Raw genomic sequence first — 14,304 nt, forward strand, 5'->3', positions numbered from 1 at the left:
AAGTTGAAAGTTTTTATGAAAGTATTACTGTTCGATAATTATGATTCCTTCACCTACAACTTGTTGCATATACTGAAGGAATTGGGTGCGGAAGTTGAAGTACATCGCAATGACAAGATTTCATTAGACGAAGTGGAACGTTTTGACAAGATCCTTTTGTCACCCGGTCCGGGCATTCCGGAGGAGGCAGGCATCTTGCTGCCGTTAATCCGCCGCTATGCGCCGACCAAGAGCATCTTAGGCGTCTGCCTCGGAGAGCAAGCCATCGGGCAAGCATTCGGTGCAACGCTTATCAACCTGGCGGATGTACATCACGGAGTCTGTTCGGATATACGGGTGACGGTGCCGGATGTGTTGTTTACGGGCTTGGAACCCGGTTTCCGTGCCGGCCGCTACCATTCGTGGGTCGTATCGAAAGAGAATTTCCCCGACTGCCTGGAGATCACGGCAGAGGATGTGGAAGAAGGACAGATCATGGCGCTTCACCATCGCGAATATGATGTTCGCGGCATCCAGTTTCACCCGGAATCCGTACTGACCCCCAAGGGAAAGGCAATCATACGGAACTGGCTGGGGATAAATTAAAAATTAAGAATTAAAAATTAAAAATCAAGGATGAAAGATATATTATATAGGTTATTCGAACATCAGTATTTGGGACGTGACGAAGCGCGGACGATTCTTCAGAATATTGCAGAAGGCAAGTATAATGATTCACAGATTGCCAGCTTGATAACGGTATATCTGATGCGTAATATCTCCGTAGAGGAATTGGCGGGTTTTCGGGAGGCATTGCTCGAAATGCGCGTCCCGGTAGATTTGTCGGAGTTTAAGCCGATCGATATTGTGGGGACGGGAGGCGACGGAAAGAATACGTTCAATATCAGCACGGCTTCCTGCTTTGTCGTAGCCGGTGCCGGATATAACGTCGTGAAACATGGGAACTATGGGGCGACCTCGGTCAGTGGCGCGAGCAACGTAATGGAGCAGCACGGTGTGAAGTTTACTGCCGATATCGACCGGTTGCGCCGTTCGATGGAATCCTGCCATATCGCCTATCTGCATGCGCCGTTGTTCAATCCGGCACTGAAGGCTGTGGCTCCGATACGGAAGAGTTTAGGAGTGCGCAGCTTCTTCAACATGCTCGGCCCGCTGGTCAATCCGGTAATGCCGACCTACCAGTTGTTAGGTGTGTACAACCTGCCATTGCTCAGGCTTTACAGCTATACCTATCAGGAGAGCGGAACGCGTTTTGCCGTTGTACATAGCCTCGACGGGTATGACGAAATCTCGCTGACAGCAGAATTTAAGGTAGCAATGCCGGAAAAAGAGAAGCTCTACACACCGGAAATGTTAGGTTTCTCCCGCACAACGGAAGCGGAACTGGATGGCGGTGAGACAGTCGCCGAAGCAGCCCGCATCTTTGACGATGTCCTGAATAACCGGGCGACTCCGGCACAAAAGAATTGCGTAATCGCCAACTCCGCTTTCGCCATCCAAGTCATCTGCCCGGAAAAGAGAATCTCAGAATGCCTGGAGGAAGCTCAAGAAGCATTGGAAAGTGGTAAAGCATTGCAAACATTCAATACGTTTATCAGTTTGAATGACAAATTACAATGAAACAACGAATATGAAAGATATATTACAAGATATTATAGCGAATAAGCGTATCGAAGTGGAGCGACAAAAACAAGCTGTCCGGTTGCAGACCTTACTGGGGATGGGCGGTGAACGACTCGAACATCCTGCCCGTTCCATGCGGGCGGCTCTCGCAGCATCTTCATCGGGCATCATTGCTGAGTTTAAGAGAAAAAGTCCTTCGAAAGGCTGGTTACATCCCGATGCAGCTATAGCTGATGTCTTGCCCGCCTATGAGAAGGGAGGCGCTTCCGCCTGTTCTGTCCTGACCGATTCGAACTTTTTCGGGGGGTCCTTAGGTGACCTTTGCAAAGCACGCAGCCTGGTGGGCCTGCCCTTATTGAGAAAAGACTTCATCATTGACGAATATCAACTCTATCAAGCACGCGTAATGGGTGCCGATGCCGTCCTGTTGATTGCCGCCTGCCTTACCCCAGAACAATGTCTTATGTTTGCGGAGTTAGCTCATACCCTCAACATGGAAGTACTGTTGGAAATCCATTCCAAAGAAGAACTTGACCACCTCAATCCATTTGTCGATATGTTGGGAGTGAATAACCGCAACCTCGGAACATTTCATACTGATGTGGAAAACTCCTTCCGTCTGGCAAAAGCGATGCAAACGGTCGCTCGTGAAAGAAATCTTTCTCCTTTGTTAGTATCAGAAAGCGGTATTTCGACCACAACCACCGTATCGAACCTCAGAGAAGCTGGTTTTCATGGATTCCTGATCGGAGAGACATTCATGAAAACCGATGTACCAGGCGACACTCTCGCACAATTCATAGGAAGATTATCATGATCATCAAAGTATGCGGAATGCGTGATCCCGAAAATATACGGGAAGTTGCAGCCTTAGGGGTTGACTGGATAGGACTGATATTTTTCGCGAGAAGCCCACGAAGAATAACTAACAATGGACAATTAACTATTGACAATGGCGGCAAGCGGTATTCCGATTGTCAATTGTCAATTATCAATTATCCATTAAAAAAGGTCGGTGTTTTTGTCAACACTTCCTTCGAAGAGTTGGTGGAAACAGCGGCATTTTTCCGACTCGATTACCTGCAACTGCACGGAAATGAAACACCGGAAGATTGCCATGCCTTGCAAAAGCGTGGTTACTCGCTGATCAAAGCATTTCAGATTGCAACAGCTTGCGATCTTGAACAAACTACCAATTATGAAGGGCGTGTCGATTACTTCCTCTTCGATACCAAATGCAATAGTTATGGAGGTTCCGGCAAACAATTCGATTGGTCCGTGCTCGAAGCCTACCGGGGAAAGACTCCTTTCCTGTTAAGCGGAGGCATCCGTCCGGAAAGTGCTGGGGCAATACGTTCTTTCCGGCATCCCCGCCTCGCCGGGATCGACCTGAACAGCGGATTCGAGATTGAACCGGGGCTGAAAGACATAGGAAAGCTAAAGGAGTTTTTAAAAGCAATTCAAAATCATAATTCATAAATCTGAAATCACAAATCAAAAGATGAACCGTATCACAAACTTATTCAACACAAAAAAGAACGGAATCCTTTCCGTCTTCTTTACCGCCGGATATCCGAACCTGGATGACACGAAGAAGATATTAAAAGAGTTAGAAAACAAAGGAATAGACATGGTAGAGATCGGTATTCCCTTCTCCGACCCGATGGCAGACGGCCCCGTGATCCAGGAAGCCTCTACTGCCGCGTTACGAAACGGGATGTCATTGCATGTTCTGTTCGAACAGTTAGAAGATATCCGTCAGGATGTGCATATCCCGATTATCCTGATGGGCTATCTGAACCCGATCATGCAATATGGTTTCGAAGCGTTCTGCCGGAAATGTGTGCAGACAGGAGTAGACGGCATGATCATCCCGGATCTGCCTTTTGCCGATTATATGGCGGATTATAAGGCCATCGTCGATCGATATGACCTCAAAATGATTATGCTCATCACACCCGAAACATCCGAAGAACGCATCCGCCTGATCGATGAACATACAAGCGGTTTCATCTATATGGTATCGAGCGCCTCCACTACCGGAGCGCAGCAGAGTTTCAACGAGCAGAAGCAGGCTTATTTCCACCGCATCAACGGGATGGGACTCCGGAATCCGCGCCTGGTCGGTTTCGGTATATCGAACAAAGCAACCTTCGATGCAGTAGCTATTAACTCATCAGGGGCTATTATAGGAAGCAAATTCATACAATTATTGAAAAGCGAACCGATCTCTGTCGCCGTCGATAAGTTACGGGCAGCCATTCAGGAGTGAAATGAACAGAAAAACAAACATTTTAAAACAGTCGTCCTCCAGCAAATAGGAAAAATACTTCTTTTTACCTTTTCGTTGAGGGATGGCAATAAATCAGACCTACCTCAAAGGACTGATAGATGTCGATATCCTGCCGCCCATGGATTGTCGCTGAATAAGCCGATTACTTTATCGGAAAGTTGTACCTGCAAATACCGATAGTGTAAAATAAACTGTGTCACGCATTATTTCTCAGTAGAAAACTCATCGGTCGGGGAACGGCCAGCGCCAAGGGGTGGGACCACCCGTCCCGACGAGCGAAAATTACAATAATTTAAATCGTTCTCCAAACTTTATGGCAAGTTGCTGTGAGATTGTAGCCCAATTGGCAAGTGGCATAGTCCACTTCTTCCGTATATTACGGTATGCAAGATAAACCAGTTTCTCAAGGGTTGTATCCGACGGGAACACGCCTTTGTTTTTTGTCACCTTACGGATCTGACGATGATACCCTTCAACAGTATTTGTTGTATATATGAGCTTACGAATAGCCGGAGTGTACTGGAAATATTCGGACAGCTTATCCCAATTCTCCTGCCAGGACCTGATAACGATAGGATACTGTTCGCCCCATTTTTCTTCCAGCTTAAGAAGTTCTTTTTCTGCCGATTCTTTATTTACAGCCTGATAAACGCATTTCAAATCCTTCAGGAATTCCTTTTGATTTTTGGAACCTACATATTTGATGGAATTACGAATCTGATGTACAACACAAAGCTGTACGGCTGTATTGGGATAAACACTTTGGATTGCTTCAGGAAAACCTTTCAAGCCGTCTATACAGGCTATAAGAATATCTTCAACTCCACGGTTCTGAAGATCTGTCAGTACACTAAGCCAGAAGTTTGCTCCCTCATTTCTTGATACATACATTCCGAGGAGCTCCTTATGTCCTTCCCGGTCAATACCCAGCACATTATATATTGCACGTGTAACAGCACAACCACATTCATCCGTTACCTTATAATGGATGGCATCCATCCAGACTATAGGATAGACAGAATCAAGCATACGTGATTTCCATGCCTTTATTTCCGGAAGTACACGGTCTGTAATGGAACTGATTGTATCTGCCGATACACGATTACCAAGATTCTCTTCCATCCACTCACTAATCTCACGTGTGCTATTACCAAGAGCATACAGGCCTATTATACGGTCTGCTACGCCTTCTGCAAGAATTGTCTCACGCTTTTTAATGAATTGTGGATCAAAACTTGAATTACGGTCACGGGGAGTGGATACGGTTACCTCACCCAATGCCGTTTGGACCTGTTTTTGCATTTTCCCGTTACGGCGGTTGCCCATTTGACGTTCTTCTGTAAGATATGCATCCATCTCACCCTCCAGAGCTGCATTCAGGATACTTTCCAATAAAGGGGCAAAAGCACCGTCTTTACCTAACAAAGGCTTACCTGCTTTCAGCTGTTCAATTGCCTTGTTCTTGATACTCTCAAAATCAAATTCTTCTTTCACAAAAAAACTGTGTTAGCAAAGTTAATATTTTATTCTTTGCTGACACAGTTTAATTTACATCCTCTTATATAACATTTTCCAATGCGTTTTTCCAAGAAGCAACAGTCCGGCTCGACCCTTCTTTTTTTCATTTTCTGAAAGAGAATCCTGTCGTCACGCTACCTGCCGAACGTACACGCACCATTAACGGACTCATCATTGCACTGGAAGATCTCTATAAAGATAAAGAAAACTGTTTCCGACTACAAATCCTTCGCAACTACACGCAAAGTTTCCTTTTGGACATTTACGATAAGACACATTGTATCTTCAAGCAGAACCACCCGGGAGGAATCAACCGGTAGGAAGATTTGTTCAAACGATTTATCCAGTTGATACACAAACACTGCCTCAGCCAGCGCGAAGTTTCATTTTACGCAAAAAAATGTTCATCCCCCCCGCTATCTATCCGCCATCGCGCAAGCCGTCTCCGGAGAAACAGCAAAAAACATCATTGATAAACATGTCATACTCGAAATAAAAGTATTGCTGGAATCGACAGACTTAACATACAGGAAATAGCCAACCGCCTCCAGTTTCCGGATCAGTCGCTTTTCGGCCGGTATTTCAAGAGACATACCGGCACTTCTCCGCAATACTACAGGCGTAAACTCGGTTAGCCGGAGCCTGTTCCACAAGCACGGAACAAAAGTTTCCGGCGTATGAAACTTTTGTTTCCTAACCTGCGAAATTGTTTTTCTCTCCTACCTTGCCAAATTATTCAAAGATTCATCGTATATTTGTCGTTAGGTTTAAAACCTTGTAAACTGTATATTAACAAGATTAATTCTATTAGTAAATGGGAAGAATATTAGTTATTGGTGCAGGGGGCGTTAGTACCGTTGCTGTTAAGAAGATTGCGATGAATGCAGATATCTTTACCGATATCATGGTTGCCAGCCGCACAAAAAGCAAATGCGACCGGATTGCCGCCGATATTAAGAATGTAAAGGTACAAACAGCACAGGTTGATGCAGACAACGTGGAAGAACTCGTTACCTTGTTCAATTCCTTCAAACCAGACTTAGTAGTAAACCTAGCTTTGCCCTATCAGGATCTCCACATCATGAATGCCTGCCTAGCATACGGTGTCAGCTATCTCGACACGGCCAATTACGAACCGCTGGACGAAGCTAAATACCAATACAGCTGGCAGTGGGCATACAAGAAACGTTTCGAAGATGCCGGTCTGACTGCTATCCTGGGTTGTGGATTCGATCCGGGCGTAACAGGCGTATATACGGCTTATGCGGCCAAACATCACTTCGATGAAATACAATATCTGGATATTGTAGACTGTAATGCAGGAGACCATCACAAAGCATTTGCGACTAATTTCAACCCGGAAATCAATATCCGCGAGATTACCCAACGAGGAAAATATTTCGAGGACGGAGAATGGAAAGAAACAGATCCGTTGTCCATACACAAACCGTTGAACTATCCGAATGTCGGTCCAAGAGAGTCCTACCTAATGTACCACGAAGAGTTGGAAAGCCTGACCAAAAACTTCCCGACAATTAAGCGTGCCCGCTTTTGGATGACTTTCGGACAGGAATATCTGACTCATTTACGCGTGATCCAGAACATCGGTATGTCCCGCATCGATCCGATTATGTATAATGGACAGGAAATCGTTCCGATCCAATTTTTGAAAGCCGTGTTACCAAATCCGGGGGATCTGGGTGAAAACTATACAGGCGAAACTTCCATTGGTTGCCGCATCCGTGGTATCAAGGATGGAAAAGAAATGACCTACTATATTTACAATAACTGTAGCCACCATGCCGCTTACCTAGAAACAGGAGCACAAGGTGTAAGCTACACGACCGGCGTCCCGGCGATGATCGGGGCCAAACTGTTCATACAGGGAGTTTGGAAAAAACCAGGGGTTTGGAACGTAGAAGAGTTCGATCCCGATCCATTCATGAAGGAACTGAACGAACAAGGTCTGCCTTGGCACGAACTGTTCAATATAGATCTAGAACTGTAAACAATGGACAATTGATAATTGACAATTATATTAATATCCTTTTTAATTGTCAATTGTCAATTATCAATTAACTAAATGGCTCGTAATATTTACAACATACTACGTCTTGGTACACAAATCAAAAGCAGAAGGCTCAAACTATTGGGTATTTGGCTATTTCATGTGTTAGGAAAACGGTACATCGGTATTTTTCTCGACCCGGTACTAGCTTGTAACTTCCGCTGTAAGATGTGTTATTTCAGCGACGAGCAGAAAAGGAAAAGTCTGCGAGGAACCTTGAAATATGAAGAGATAGAAGCCATTGCCGGAAGTCTGTTCCATCGTGCTCTGAAACTTCAAGTCGGCTGCGGAGCGGAACCGACTTTACACAAGGACTTGGTAAAAATCATTGCACTGGGCAAACGATACAACGTCCCTTACGTTTCACTCACGACAAACGGGAACCTGCTGACAAAAGAACTGTTAGCCGCTGCCGTAAAAAACGGATTAGATGAGTTGACACTCTCGGCACATGGTTTTACACGCGAAACGTACGAGTATCTGATGACAAACGGTAAATTCGATTTGTTCTGCAAGCTGCTCGCCAACGTCACAGAAATAAAAAAACAGTATCCGCAGTTCAAGTTACGCATCAATTATACGATTAACAACAACAATATCGAAGAACTAAGCCGGATATGGGAGGTCGTCGGCGATGAACTGGATATCCTGCAACTCCGTCCGATACAGAAGATAGGAGAAAGCGAATATAGGGATTTCGACCTGACCAATATCCATGCGAGATATGATGCCGTACTGGTTCCGCTAATAGAAGAATGCCGCCGCAGGCATATCACCTGCCTGGCTCCCAACAAGCAGAATATCATCGTGCTGGAGGAAAACGAGGCGGAAGATAACAGCATCGAAAAGATTACATACTGCTATGTTTCTCCCCAGGAATGCTGGCAAGATGATTTCGATTACCGGACGGAGACATTCGAGTCATATGCTGCTGCCCATCACATGGGAAGAAAACTGCTTTGGAAGGTCTTCGGACGAAAAGCCCGCCGGAAAGCGGATGTAACACGCAAGATGAACTATAATATCAAGTAAAATAAATATATGGCAATACAAATAGGAGATAAAGCACCCGAAATTCTGGGACTTGACCAGAACGGGAAAGAGATAAAGCTGAGCGATTTCAAAGGTAAGAAGTTAGCTCTCTATTTCTATCCGAAAGACAACACTAGCGGTTGTACAGCAGAAGCGTGCAGTCTACGGGACGGTTATAAGGAATTGCAAGCTGCTGGCTACGAAGTAGTGGGCGTCAGCAAAGACAATGCTAGGTCCCATCAGGGATTTATCACAAAACAGGAACTTCCCTTCAGCCTCATCGCTGATACGGATACGACCCTGCAACAGCAGTTCGGGGTTTGGGCAGAAAAGAAATTGTACGGACGTTCATACATGGGGACTCTCCGTACCACCTTTATTATAGATGAAGACGGTATCGTTACCAATATCATCGGCCCGAAAGAGGTGAAGACTAAAGACCATGCAAATCAAATCCTTAATCTATAAAAGGAAATGGCAAAAGAAGATTTATTCGAAGAAGGCAAACAGCCGGCAGCCGAGAAACCGGCTGTAAACGCAGACAAATTGAAAGCGCTTCGCGCAGCAATGGACAAGATCGAAAAAAACTACGGAAAAGGTTCGATCATGAAATTGGGTGACGAAAGCGTCGAAAATATCGAAGTGATCCCAACAGGTTCTATCGCCTTGAACGCAGCATTAGGTGTAGGCGGTTATCCTAAAGGCCGTGTGATCGAAATCTATGGACCGGAATCATCCGGTAAGACAACTCTTGCGATCCATGCGATTGCCGAGGCACAGAAAAATGGTGGTATTGCGGCATTTATCGATGCGGAACATGCTTTCGACCGTTTTTATGCAGAAAAGTTAGGAGTAGATGTCGAAAACCTGTGGATTTCCCAACCGGATAATGGCGAACAGGCACTGGAAATTGCTGAACAGCTAATCCGTTCATCTGCTGTGGATATTATCGTAATCGACTCGGTTGCCGCTCTGACTCCAAAAGCGGAAATCGAAGGCGATATGGGTGACAGCAAGATGGGACTACAGGCACGATTAATGTCCCAAGCACTTCGTAAGTTGACGGCTGCGATCAATAAGACTAACACGACATGTATATTCATCAACCAGCTGCGTGACAAGATTGGCGTGATGTTCGGCAATCCCGAAACGACAACCGGCGGTAATGCGTTGAAGTTTTATGCCTCTGTTCGTCTGGATATCCGCAGCATCGGTAAATTGAAAGACGGCGACGATATCAAAGGAAACCAAGTGCGCGTAAAAGTAGTCAAGAACAAGGTTGCTCCTCCTTTCCGGAAAGCAGAGTTCGATATCATGTTCGGTGAAGGTATCTCCAAAGCCGGTGAGATAATCGACCTGGGTGCAGAACTGAACATCATTAAGAAAAGCGGTTCGTGGTACAGTTACAACGACACTAAATTAGGACAGGGACGTGATGCCGCCAAACAATGCGTTGCCGACAATCCTGAACTGGCAGACGAATTGTCCGACCTGATCTTCGAAGCGTTAAAAGGATAAAATCAATGGCACACAGATGATACGGATCAAGTCTGTAGTCATCTGTGTCCATGATTATACAGAAAATCATTCATGAACACAAAAGACAAATACCATTTGCTTTGCAACACTGAAACTAGTATTCCCATCTTTTCCCGTGACTGGTGGCTCGATACGGTTTGTGGCAAAGATAAATGGAAAGTCTTATTGGTTGAAGAAAAAGAAAGGATTACGGCAGCGATGCCACTTTATTGTCCTCGACAAGGTATTATCTCAATGCCATCCTACACACAAACAATGGGTCCTTGGTTCGCACCGGAATCCAAAGATACCAAATACACCAAAACTTTAGGCCACCGGCAAGTTTTATGCAAACAACTGCTAAACACGCTTAAAAGCTATCCGTATTTTATGCAAAATTTTCATTACGGAATCACCGACTGGCTACCATTCTATTGGGAAGGTTACCGACAAACAACACGCTACACCTATATGTTGAAGGATATCCGAAACACAAAAGCAATATTGGGAAATATGAGTTTCAATATCCGACGGAACATCACAAAAGCCAGAGACAAATATCATATCACAGTAAAAAAAGGAATTTCTATAGAAGAGTTCTTGTTGATACAGGCACAAACCTTCAAACGTCAACAGATCACCAACAAAGAAGATATGGAAGTTTTAATCAAACTGATCAATATTTGCCGAAAACGGGACCAGGGAGATTTATGGGGCGGTTATGACGAAAAAGGACGTTTGCATGCTGTCGCTTTTATCGTCTGGCAAGAAAGTTCCGCCTGGTATCTGGCTGGTGGAGGAAATCCGACTCTTCGGGAGTCCGGAGCACACAGTTTAATTTTGTGGGAAGCAATCCGTTATGTTTCACAATATACCGACACATTTGATTTCGAAGGTTCCATGATACCGGGAGTCGAACGTTTTTTCCGTGAATTCGGTGCAATTCAAACCCCCTTCTTCACAATAACCAAAGGAAAATTAAGTTTATTAAATAGAGCCTGTTTAAAAATAGGAAGGATAATAAACAGATAAATTATTTATGATATTAAACAGTTATAATAATATACTGGTTTTAGCCCCCCATACGGACGACGGGGAATTAGGACTGGGAGGAACCATAAGCAAACTTATCGAACTGGGAAAGAAAGTAACCTATGTCGCTTTTTCAACCGCTCAGCAGTCCGTACCCGAAGGTTTTCCGAAAGATATTTTGAAGACAGAAGTCAAGAAAGCGACTGCCCAATTGGGAATATCACCTGAAAACCTCATCATCTACAATTATGAGGTCCGTAAACTCGGATATGTCCGGCAGGAAATATTGGAAGAACTGATCCGCCTAAAAAAATCGAACAGCTTTGACTTGGTCTTTATCCCAAGCCTACACGACATTCACCAGGATCATACAACGATCGCCCAAGAAGGCCTACGCGCCTTCAAAAACACGACACTGCTGGGCTACGAGTTGATTTGGAACAATCTGACATTCAACACACAATGTTTTGTTGAACTGAATAGAAAGCACATTCAAGCCAAAGTCGAAGCATTAAAAGCATACGAATCACAAGGAACACGCGACTATCTATCCGAAGAGTTTATCTTTTCACTGGCAAAAACACGCGGTGTACAAGCTGGCTGTCCTTATGCTGAAGCATTCGAAGTAGTCCGTTTGTTCCTGTAAAGTTGAAAGACAGTATGAAAGCCGTTATTTCCTATATTACCAAATTCCTGATAGGAGGAGAAAAGGCCGATGTATTAGCCAGTCTTGTCGGTTACACATCGGATCCCAACAAATTCTCCCGTTATCGCGTAGTCATCATCCCGTCCCCCTTTTTCCGGGATGAAGTTTACGGGACAGCCGAGTCCATGCCCAAACTACCGCTGGAAGAGATAGAAGGCATACCTCTGCTCTTCGGTTCTCCCAAAATAGAATGGCAGGGGGATACTTGGGTGGTACATGCCGATATCATCGCCAGTGCCTATTTTCTGCTGACGCGATATGAAGAAATACGGAAACGCAACATACGGGACATCCACGGTCGCTTCCTCGGAACAGAATCCCTACCCTTCAAAGCAGGATTCATTCATCGCCCGATAGTCGACGAATACGGTAAATTGTTGCGACGCTGGTTACGCCAAGCGCGTGTACAGTCAGCCGTCGAACTGCCCCCACACATACAAAAAGTATGGCTGACACACGATGTAGATGCTCCTTTCTTTTGCCGGACTTTCCGCAACTTGATACGAGAAACAGTTAAAGGCACAGGACTGAAACATGCCTGGAAGATGTTTCAAGGTCCGTTACAGGAAGATCCGTTCTACACATTTCCCTGGCTTGTAAAACAACGAAACAAATTAAAGGCCGTTATCGGAAAAAACCGTTGTGAATCTCTGTTTTTTATCAAGTCAGGTGGCTCATCCGTTTATGACAAGCCTCATTATAAACTGCATTCAAAGGACTTACAAGAGCTTTTGCTCTTTTGTAAAACCGAAAAAGTACAGATTGGACTGCATACCAGTTACGATGCCGGTAAAACACCGGCACTCATCTCAACGGAAAAAGAATTGTTGGAGAGACAGACCGGAAAATCGGTCACTTACAATCGGCATCATTATCTGGCCTCACGCGAACCGGAAGATATGGTATGGTTGGAAAAAGCAGGTATTACAGATGATTTCACGATGGGCTATCCGGATGTTGCCGGTTTTCGCCTCGGCACATCTCGTCCGGTACATTGGATTAATCCTGAGAATAAACGTATCTCGCCACTTATTCTCCACCCATTGGCAATCATGGAATGCAGCCTGAACGAACCTGTTTATATGAATCTTGGCTATGAGGGAGCACTTGCCTACTCAACACAACTCATCAAACAGGTGGCATCTGCCAACGGCGAACTGGTGTTGCTCTGGCATAACGACTCCATCACCACCCGGATCAAGCCGAATGTCTCTGTCGACTGGCAACGAAAACTATTCGCCGCCATCATTGAAGAATTGATAAAATCATGAAGATACTGATATTATGTGATATGTTTCCCCCTGCATTCGGACCGAGAATGGGCTATTTATGCAAATATATGAGGCGGGCCGGATGGGAACCTGTCGTTGTCACTGAGCAAATCGATGACAGCACGTTCTCTTTCCTGAAAGGAGAAACGCCTGTCACATATGTAAATTTCTTTCATTCCAAAGGGAAAATCCTCCAAAAGTTAGAGTGGATATGCATATTCATACTCGATTATTTTTTCCATTATAAAGACAAGAAGATGGCAAAAGCCGCCTCCCGTTTACTGGAAGAAGGGGAATATGCCGGTATCCTGTGCAGTTCATACCGAACTTTCCCCTTGCCGGCCGCCCAATATATAGCAGAGAAATATCATCTGCCGTTAGTAATCGACCTTCGAGACATAGTCGAACAATATGCTTCCAACGAATATATCGCTCATAACTTCCGTACCTTTTCCTGGTTGGATAGAAAGATCACGGAAACATTCCGTCATAAGTTATTACGGGACAGAAATAATGCATTGAGAAAGGCGGATCAGGTCACGACCATTTCCCCCTGGCATGTGGAAAAACTTCAAGCATACAATCCTAACACAGAATTGGTTTACAACGGTTACGATCCAGAGCTCTTCTATCCTGAACAACATCGGACCTCTCAATTCGTCATCACCTATACCGGACGTTTGATTAGCTTGGCGACACGTGACCCTCGATTGCTTTTCGAGGCCGTTAGCCGGTTAGATCGTGAAAAGCTCATTGATCCAGACCAGTTCCGCATCCAATGGTATGTCGACGCCGGATCAAAAGCGATCATCATGCAGGCAGCAACCGCTTACCCAGTCGCCCGGTATATGGACTTTTTCGACTATGTTCCCGCTTCCGAGATTCCCGGCGTGTTAAACCGCAGTTCCATTCTGCTGCAACTCGCCAATACCTTTGCATCCGACGGACCAAAAGGATTTATGACTACCAAGCTTTTCGAATCGATGGCTGTCGGGAAACCTTTACTCTGTGTAAAGAGTGACGAAAGTTGCCTCGAAGCTACCATCCGGAATACCCGTTCCGGACTGGCAGCCCGGACAGCCGAAGAAGCTTTTCGTTTTATCCTGCACCATTATCAGTTCTGGCAGGATAATGGGTACACACACATAAATACGGATAAGGAAGCAGTGGAACGTTTCTCCCGTAAAAAACAAGCTGAACAATTTATGCGTATCTTTACCCGACTAAACAGCAAATGACAGAC

At 45.0% G+C, this 14,304-nt stretch carries 14 protein-coding genes and 1 pseudogene; 14 read left to right on the forward strand and 1 reads right to left on the reverse strand.

Translation table 11 applies throughout. The features are described 5' to 3' along the window. Positions 1–15: 15 nt before the first annotated feature. Genes NQ542_RS07975 through trpA form a run of 5 tightly spaced genes read left to right on the forward strand, consistent with a single transcriptional unit; the run spans position 16 to position 3,895 of the window. Positions 16–585, forward strand: a complete 570-nt coding sequence (locus tag NQ542_RS07975; protein WP_005635398.1) for an anthranilate synthase component II — start codon at positions 16–18, stop codon at positions 583–585. Positions 586–615: 30 nt separating this feature from the next. Further along, a complete protein-coding gene (trpD, locus tag NQ542_RS07980) occupies positions 616–1,620 on the forward strand; it encodes an anthranilate phosphoribosyltransferase (protein WP_005635401.1) in 1,005 nt (334 codons plus the stop codon). A gap of 10 nt (positions 1,621–1,630) precedes the next feature. Further along, positions 1,631–2,440 carry an indole-3-glycerol phosphate synthase TrpC gene (gene trpC / locus NQ542_RS07985; protein ID WP_005648647.1) on the forward strand — a complete coding sequence of 270 codons (810 nt, stop codon included), beginning with the start codon at positions 1,631–1,633 and terminating at the stop codon, positions 2,438–2,440. Beyond that, positions 2,437–3,102, forward strand: coding sequence for a phosphoribosylanthranilate isomerase (locus NQ542_RS07990; RefSeq protein WP_005635404.1), 666 nt, complete (start codon positions 2,437–2,439; stop codon positions 3,100–3,102). Before trpC ends, NQ542_RS07990 begins: the two co-directional genes overlap by 4 nt. Positions 3,103–3,124: 22 nt before the next feature. Then, positions 3,125–3,895 carry a tryptophan synthase subunit alpha gene (gene trpA / locus NQ542_RS07995; protein WP_005635406.1) on the forward strand — a complete coding sequence of 257 codons (771 nt, stop codon included), beginning with the start codon at positions 3,125–3,127 and terminating at the stop codon, positions 3,893–3,895. A 303-nt stretch (positions 3,896–4,198) separates the two neighbouring features. Here trpA and NQ542_RS08000 read toward each other — a convergent pair whose 3' ends face one another. Further along, complete coding sequence (locus NQ542_RS08000; RefSeq protein ID WP_005648644.1) at positions 4,199–5,410, reverse strand: IS256 family transposase; 1,212 nt, start codon at positions 5,408–5,410, stop codon at positions 4,199–4,201. A 62-nt stretch (positions 5,411–5,472) separates the two neighbouring features. Here NQ542_RS08000 and NQ542_RS17855 point away from each other — a divergent pair. The 9 genes and pseudogenes from NQ542_RS17855 to NQ542_RS08045 all read left to right on the forward strand — a co-directional run. Next, positions 5,473–6,069 (forward strand): annotated as a pseudogene (locus NQ542_RS17855) (helix-turn-helix domain-containing protein); the annotation flags it as partial. 179 nt (positions 6,070–6,248) lie between these two features. Further along, on the forward strand, positions 6,249–7,442 hold the full coding sequence (locus NQ542_RS08010) for a saccharopine dehydrogenase family protein (protein ID WP_005636554.1): 1,194 nt from the start codon (positions 6,249–6,251) through the stop codon (positions 7,440–7,442). Positions 7,443–7,517: 75 nt separating this feature from the next. Continuing rightward, a complete protein-coding gene (locus NQ542_RS08015; protein ID WP_005636553.1) occupies positions 7,518–8,534 on the forward strand; it encodes a radical SAM protein in 1,017 nt (338 codons plus the stop codon). Between the two features lie 9 nt (positions 8,535–8,543). Beyond that, positions 8,544–9,002 carry a thioredoxin-dependent thiol peroxidase gene (gene bcp, locus NQ542_RS08020; protein WP_005636552.1) on the forward strand — a complete coding sequence of 153 codons (459 nt, stop codon included), beginning with the start codon at positions 8,544–8,546 and terminating at the stop codon, positions 9,000–9,002. Positions 9,003–9,008: 6 nt separating this feature from the next. Further along, positions 9,009–10,052 (forward strand): recombinase RecA, encoded by a 1,044-nt coding sequence (gene recA / locus NQ542_RS08025; protein WP_005636551.1) that lies wholly within the window; start codon positions 9,009–9,011, stop codon positions 10,050–10,052. Between the two features lie 72 nt (positions 10,053–10,124). Continuing rightward, positions 10,125–11,084, forward strand: coding sequence for a GNAT family N-acetyltransferase (locus NQ542_RS08030; protein ID WP_005636550.1), 960 nt, complete (start codon positions 10,125–10,127; stop codon positions 11,082–11,084). Between the two features lie 7 nt (positions 11,085–11,091). After that, positions 11,092–11,730 carry a PIG-L deacetylase family protein gene (locus NQ542_RS08035; protein ID WP_005636549.1) on the forward strand — a complete coding sequence of 213 codons (639 nt, stop codon included), beginning with the start codon at positions 11,092–11,094 and terminating at the stop codon, positions 11,728–11,730. A gap of 14 nt (positions 11,731–11,744) precedes the next feature. Next, positions 11,745–13,061, forward strand: a complete 1,317-nt coding sequence (locus NQ542_RS08040) for a polysaccharide deacetylase family protein (protein ID WP_005636548.1) — start codon at positions 11,745–11,747, stop codon at positions 13,059–13,061. Next, positions 13,058–14,299 carry a glycosyltransferase family protein gene (locus NQ542_RS08045; RefSeq protein ID WP_005636547.1) on the forward strand — a complete coding sequence of 414 codons (1,242 nt, stop codon included), beginning with the start codon at positions 13,058–13,060 and terminating at the stop codon, positions 14,297–14,299. The genes NQ542_RS08040 and NQ542_RS08045 overlap by 4 nt, the downstream gene beginning before the upstream one ends. Positions 14,300–14,304 lie beyond the last annotated feature (5 nt).

The sequence above is a fragment of the Parabacteroides merdae ATCC 43184 genome (genome assembly GCF_025151215.1).
Classification (GTDB): Bacteria; Bacteroidota; Bacteroidia; order Bacteroidales; family Tannerellaceae; genus Parabacteroides; species Parabacteroides merdae.

Bases quoted from the DNA above. Each gene is read 5' to 3' on its own strand.
- NQ542_RS07975 (WP_005635398.1), top strand. From the start codon at position 16: ATGAAAGTATTACTGTTCGATAATTATGATTCCTTCACCTACAACTTG.
- trpD (WP_005635401.1), top strand. From the start codon at position 616: ATGAAAGATATATTATATAGGTTATTCGAACATCAGTATTTGGGACGT.
- trpC (WP_005648647.1), top strand. From the start codon at position 1,631: ATGAAAGATATATTACAAGATATTATAGCGAATAAGCGTATCGAAGTG.
- NQ542_RS07990 (WP_005635404.1), top strand. From the start codon at position 2,437: ATGATCATCAAAGTATGCGGAATGCGTGATCCCGAAAATATACGGGAA.
- trpA (WP_005635406.1), top strand. From the start codon at position 3,125: ATGAACCGTATCACAAACTTATTCAACACAAAAAAGAACGGAATCCTT.
- NQ542_RS08010 (WP_005636554.1), top strand. From the start codon at position 6,249: ATGGGAAGAATATTAGTTATTGGTGCAGGGGGCGTTAGTACCGTTGCT.
- NQ542_RS08015 (WP_005636553.1), top strand. From the start codon at position 7,518: ATGGCTCGTAATATTTACAACATACTACGTCTTGGTACACAAATCAAA.
- bcp (WP_005636552.1), top strand. From the start codon at position 8,544: ATGGCAATACAAATAGGAGATAAAGCACCCGAAATTCTGGGACTTGAC.
- recA (WP_005636551.1), top strand. From the start codon at position 9,009: ATGGCAAAAGAAGATTTATTCGAAGAAGGCAAACAGCCGGCAGCCGAG.
- NQ542_RS08030 (WP_005636550.1), top strand. From the start codon at position 10,125: ATGAACACAAAAGACAAATACCATTTGCTTTGCAACACTGAAACTAGT.
- NQ542_RS08035 (WP_005636549.1), top strand. From the start codon at position 11,092: ATGATATTAAACAGTTATAATAATATACTGGTTTTAGCCCCCCATACG.
- NQ542_RS08040 (WP_005636548.1), top strand. From the start codon at position 11,745: ATGAAAGCCGTTATTTCCTATATTACCAAATTCCTGATAGGAGGAGAA.
- NQ542_RS08045 (WP_005636547.1), top strand. From the start codon at position 13,058: ATGAAGATACTGATATTATGTGATATGTTTCCCCCTGCATTCGGACCG.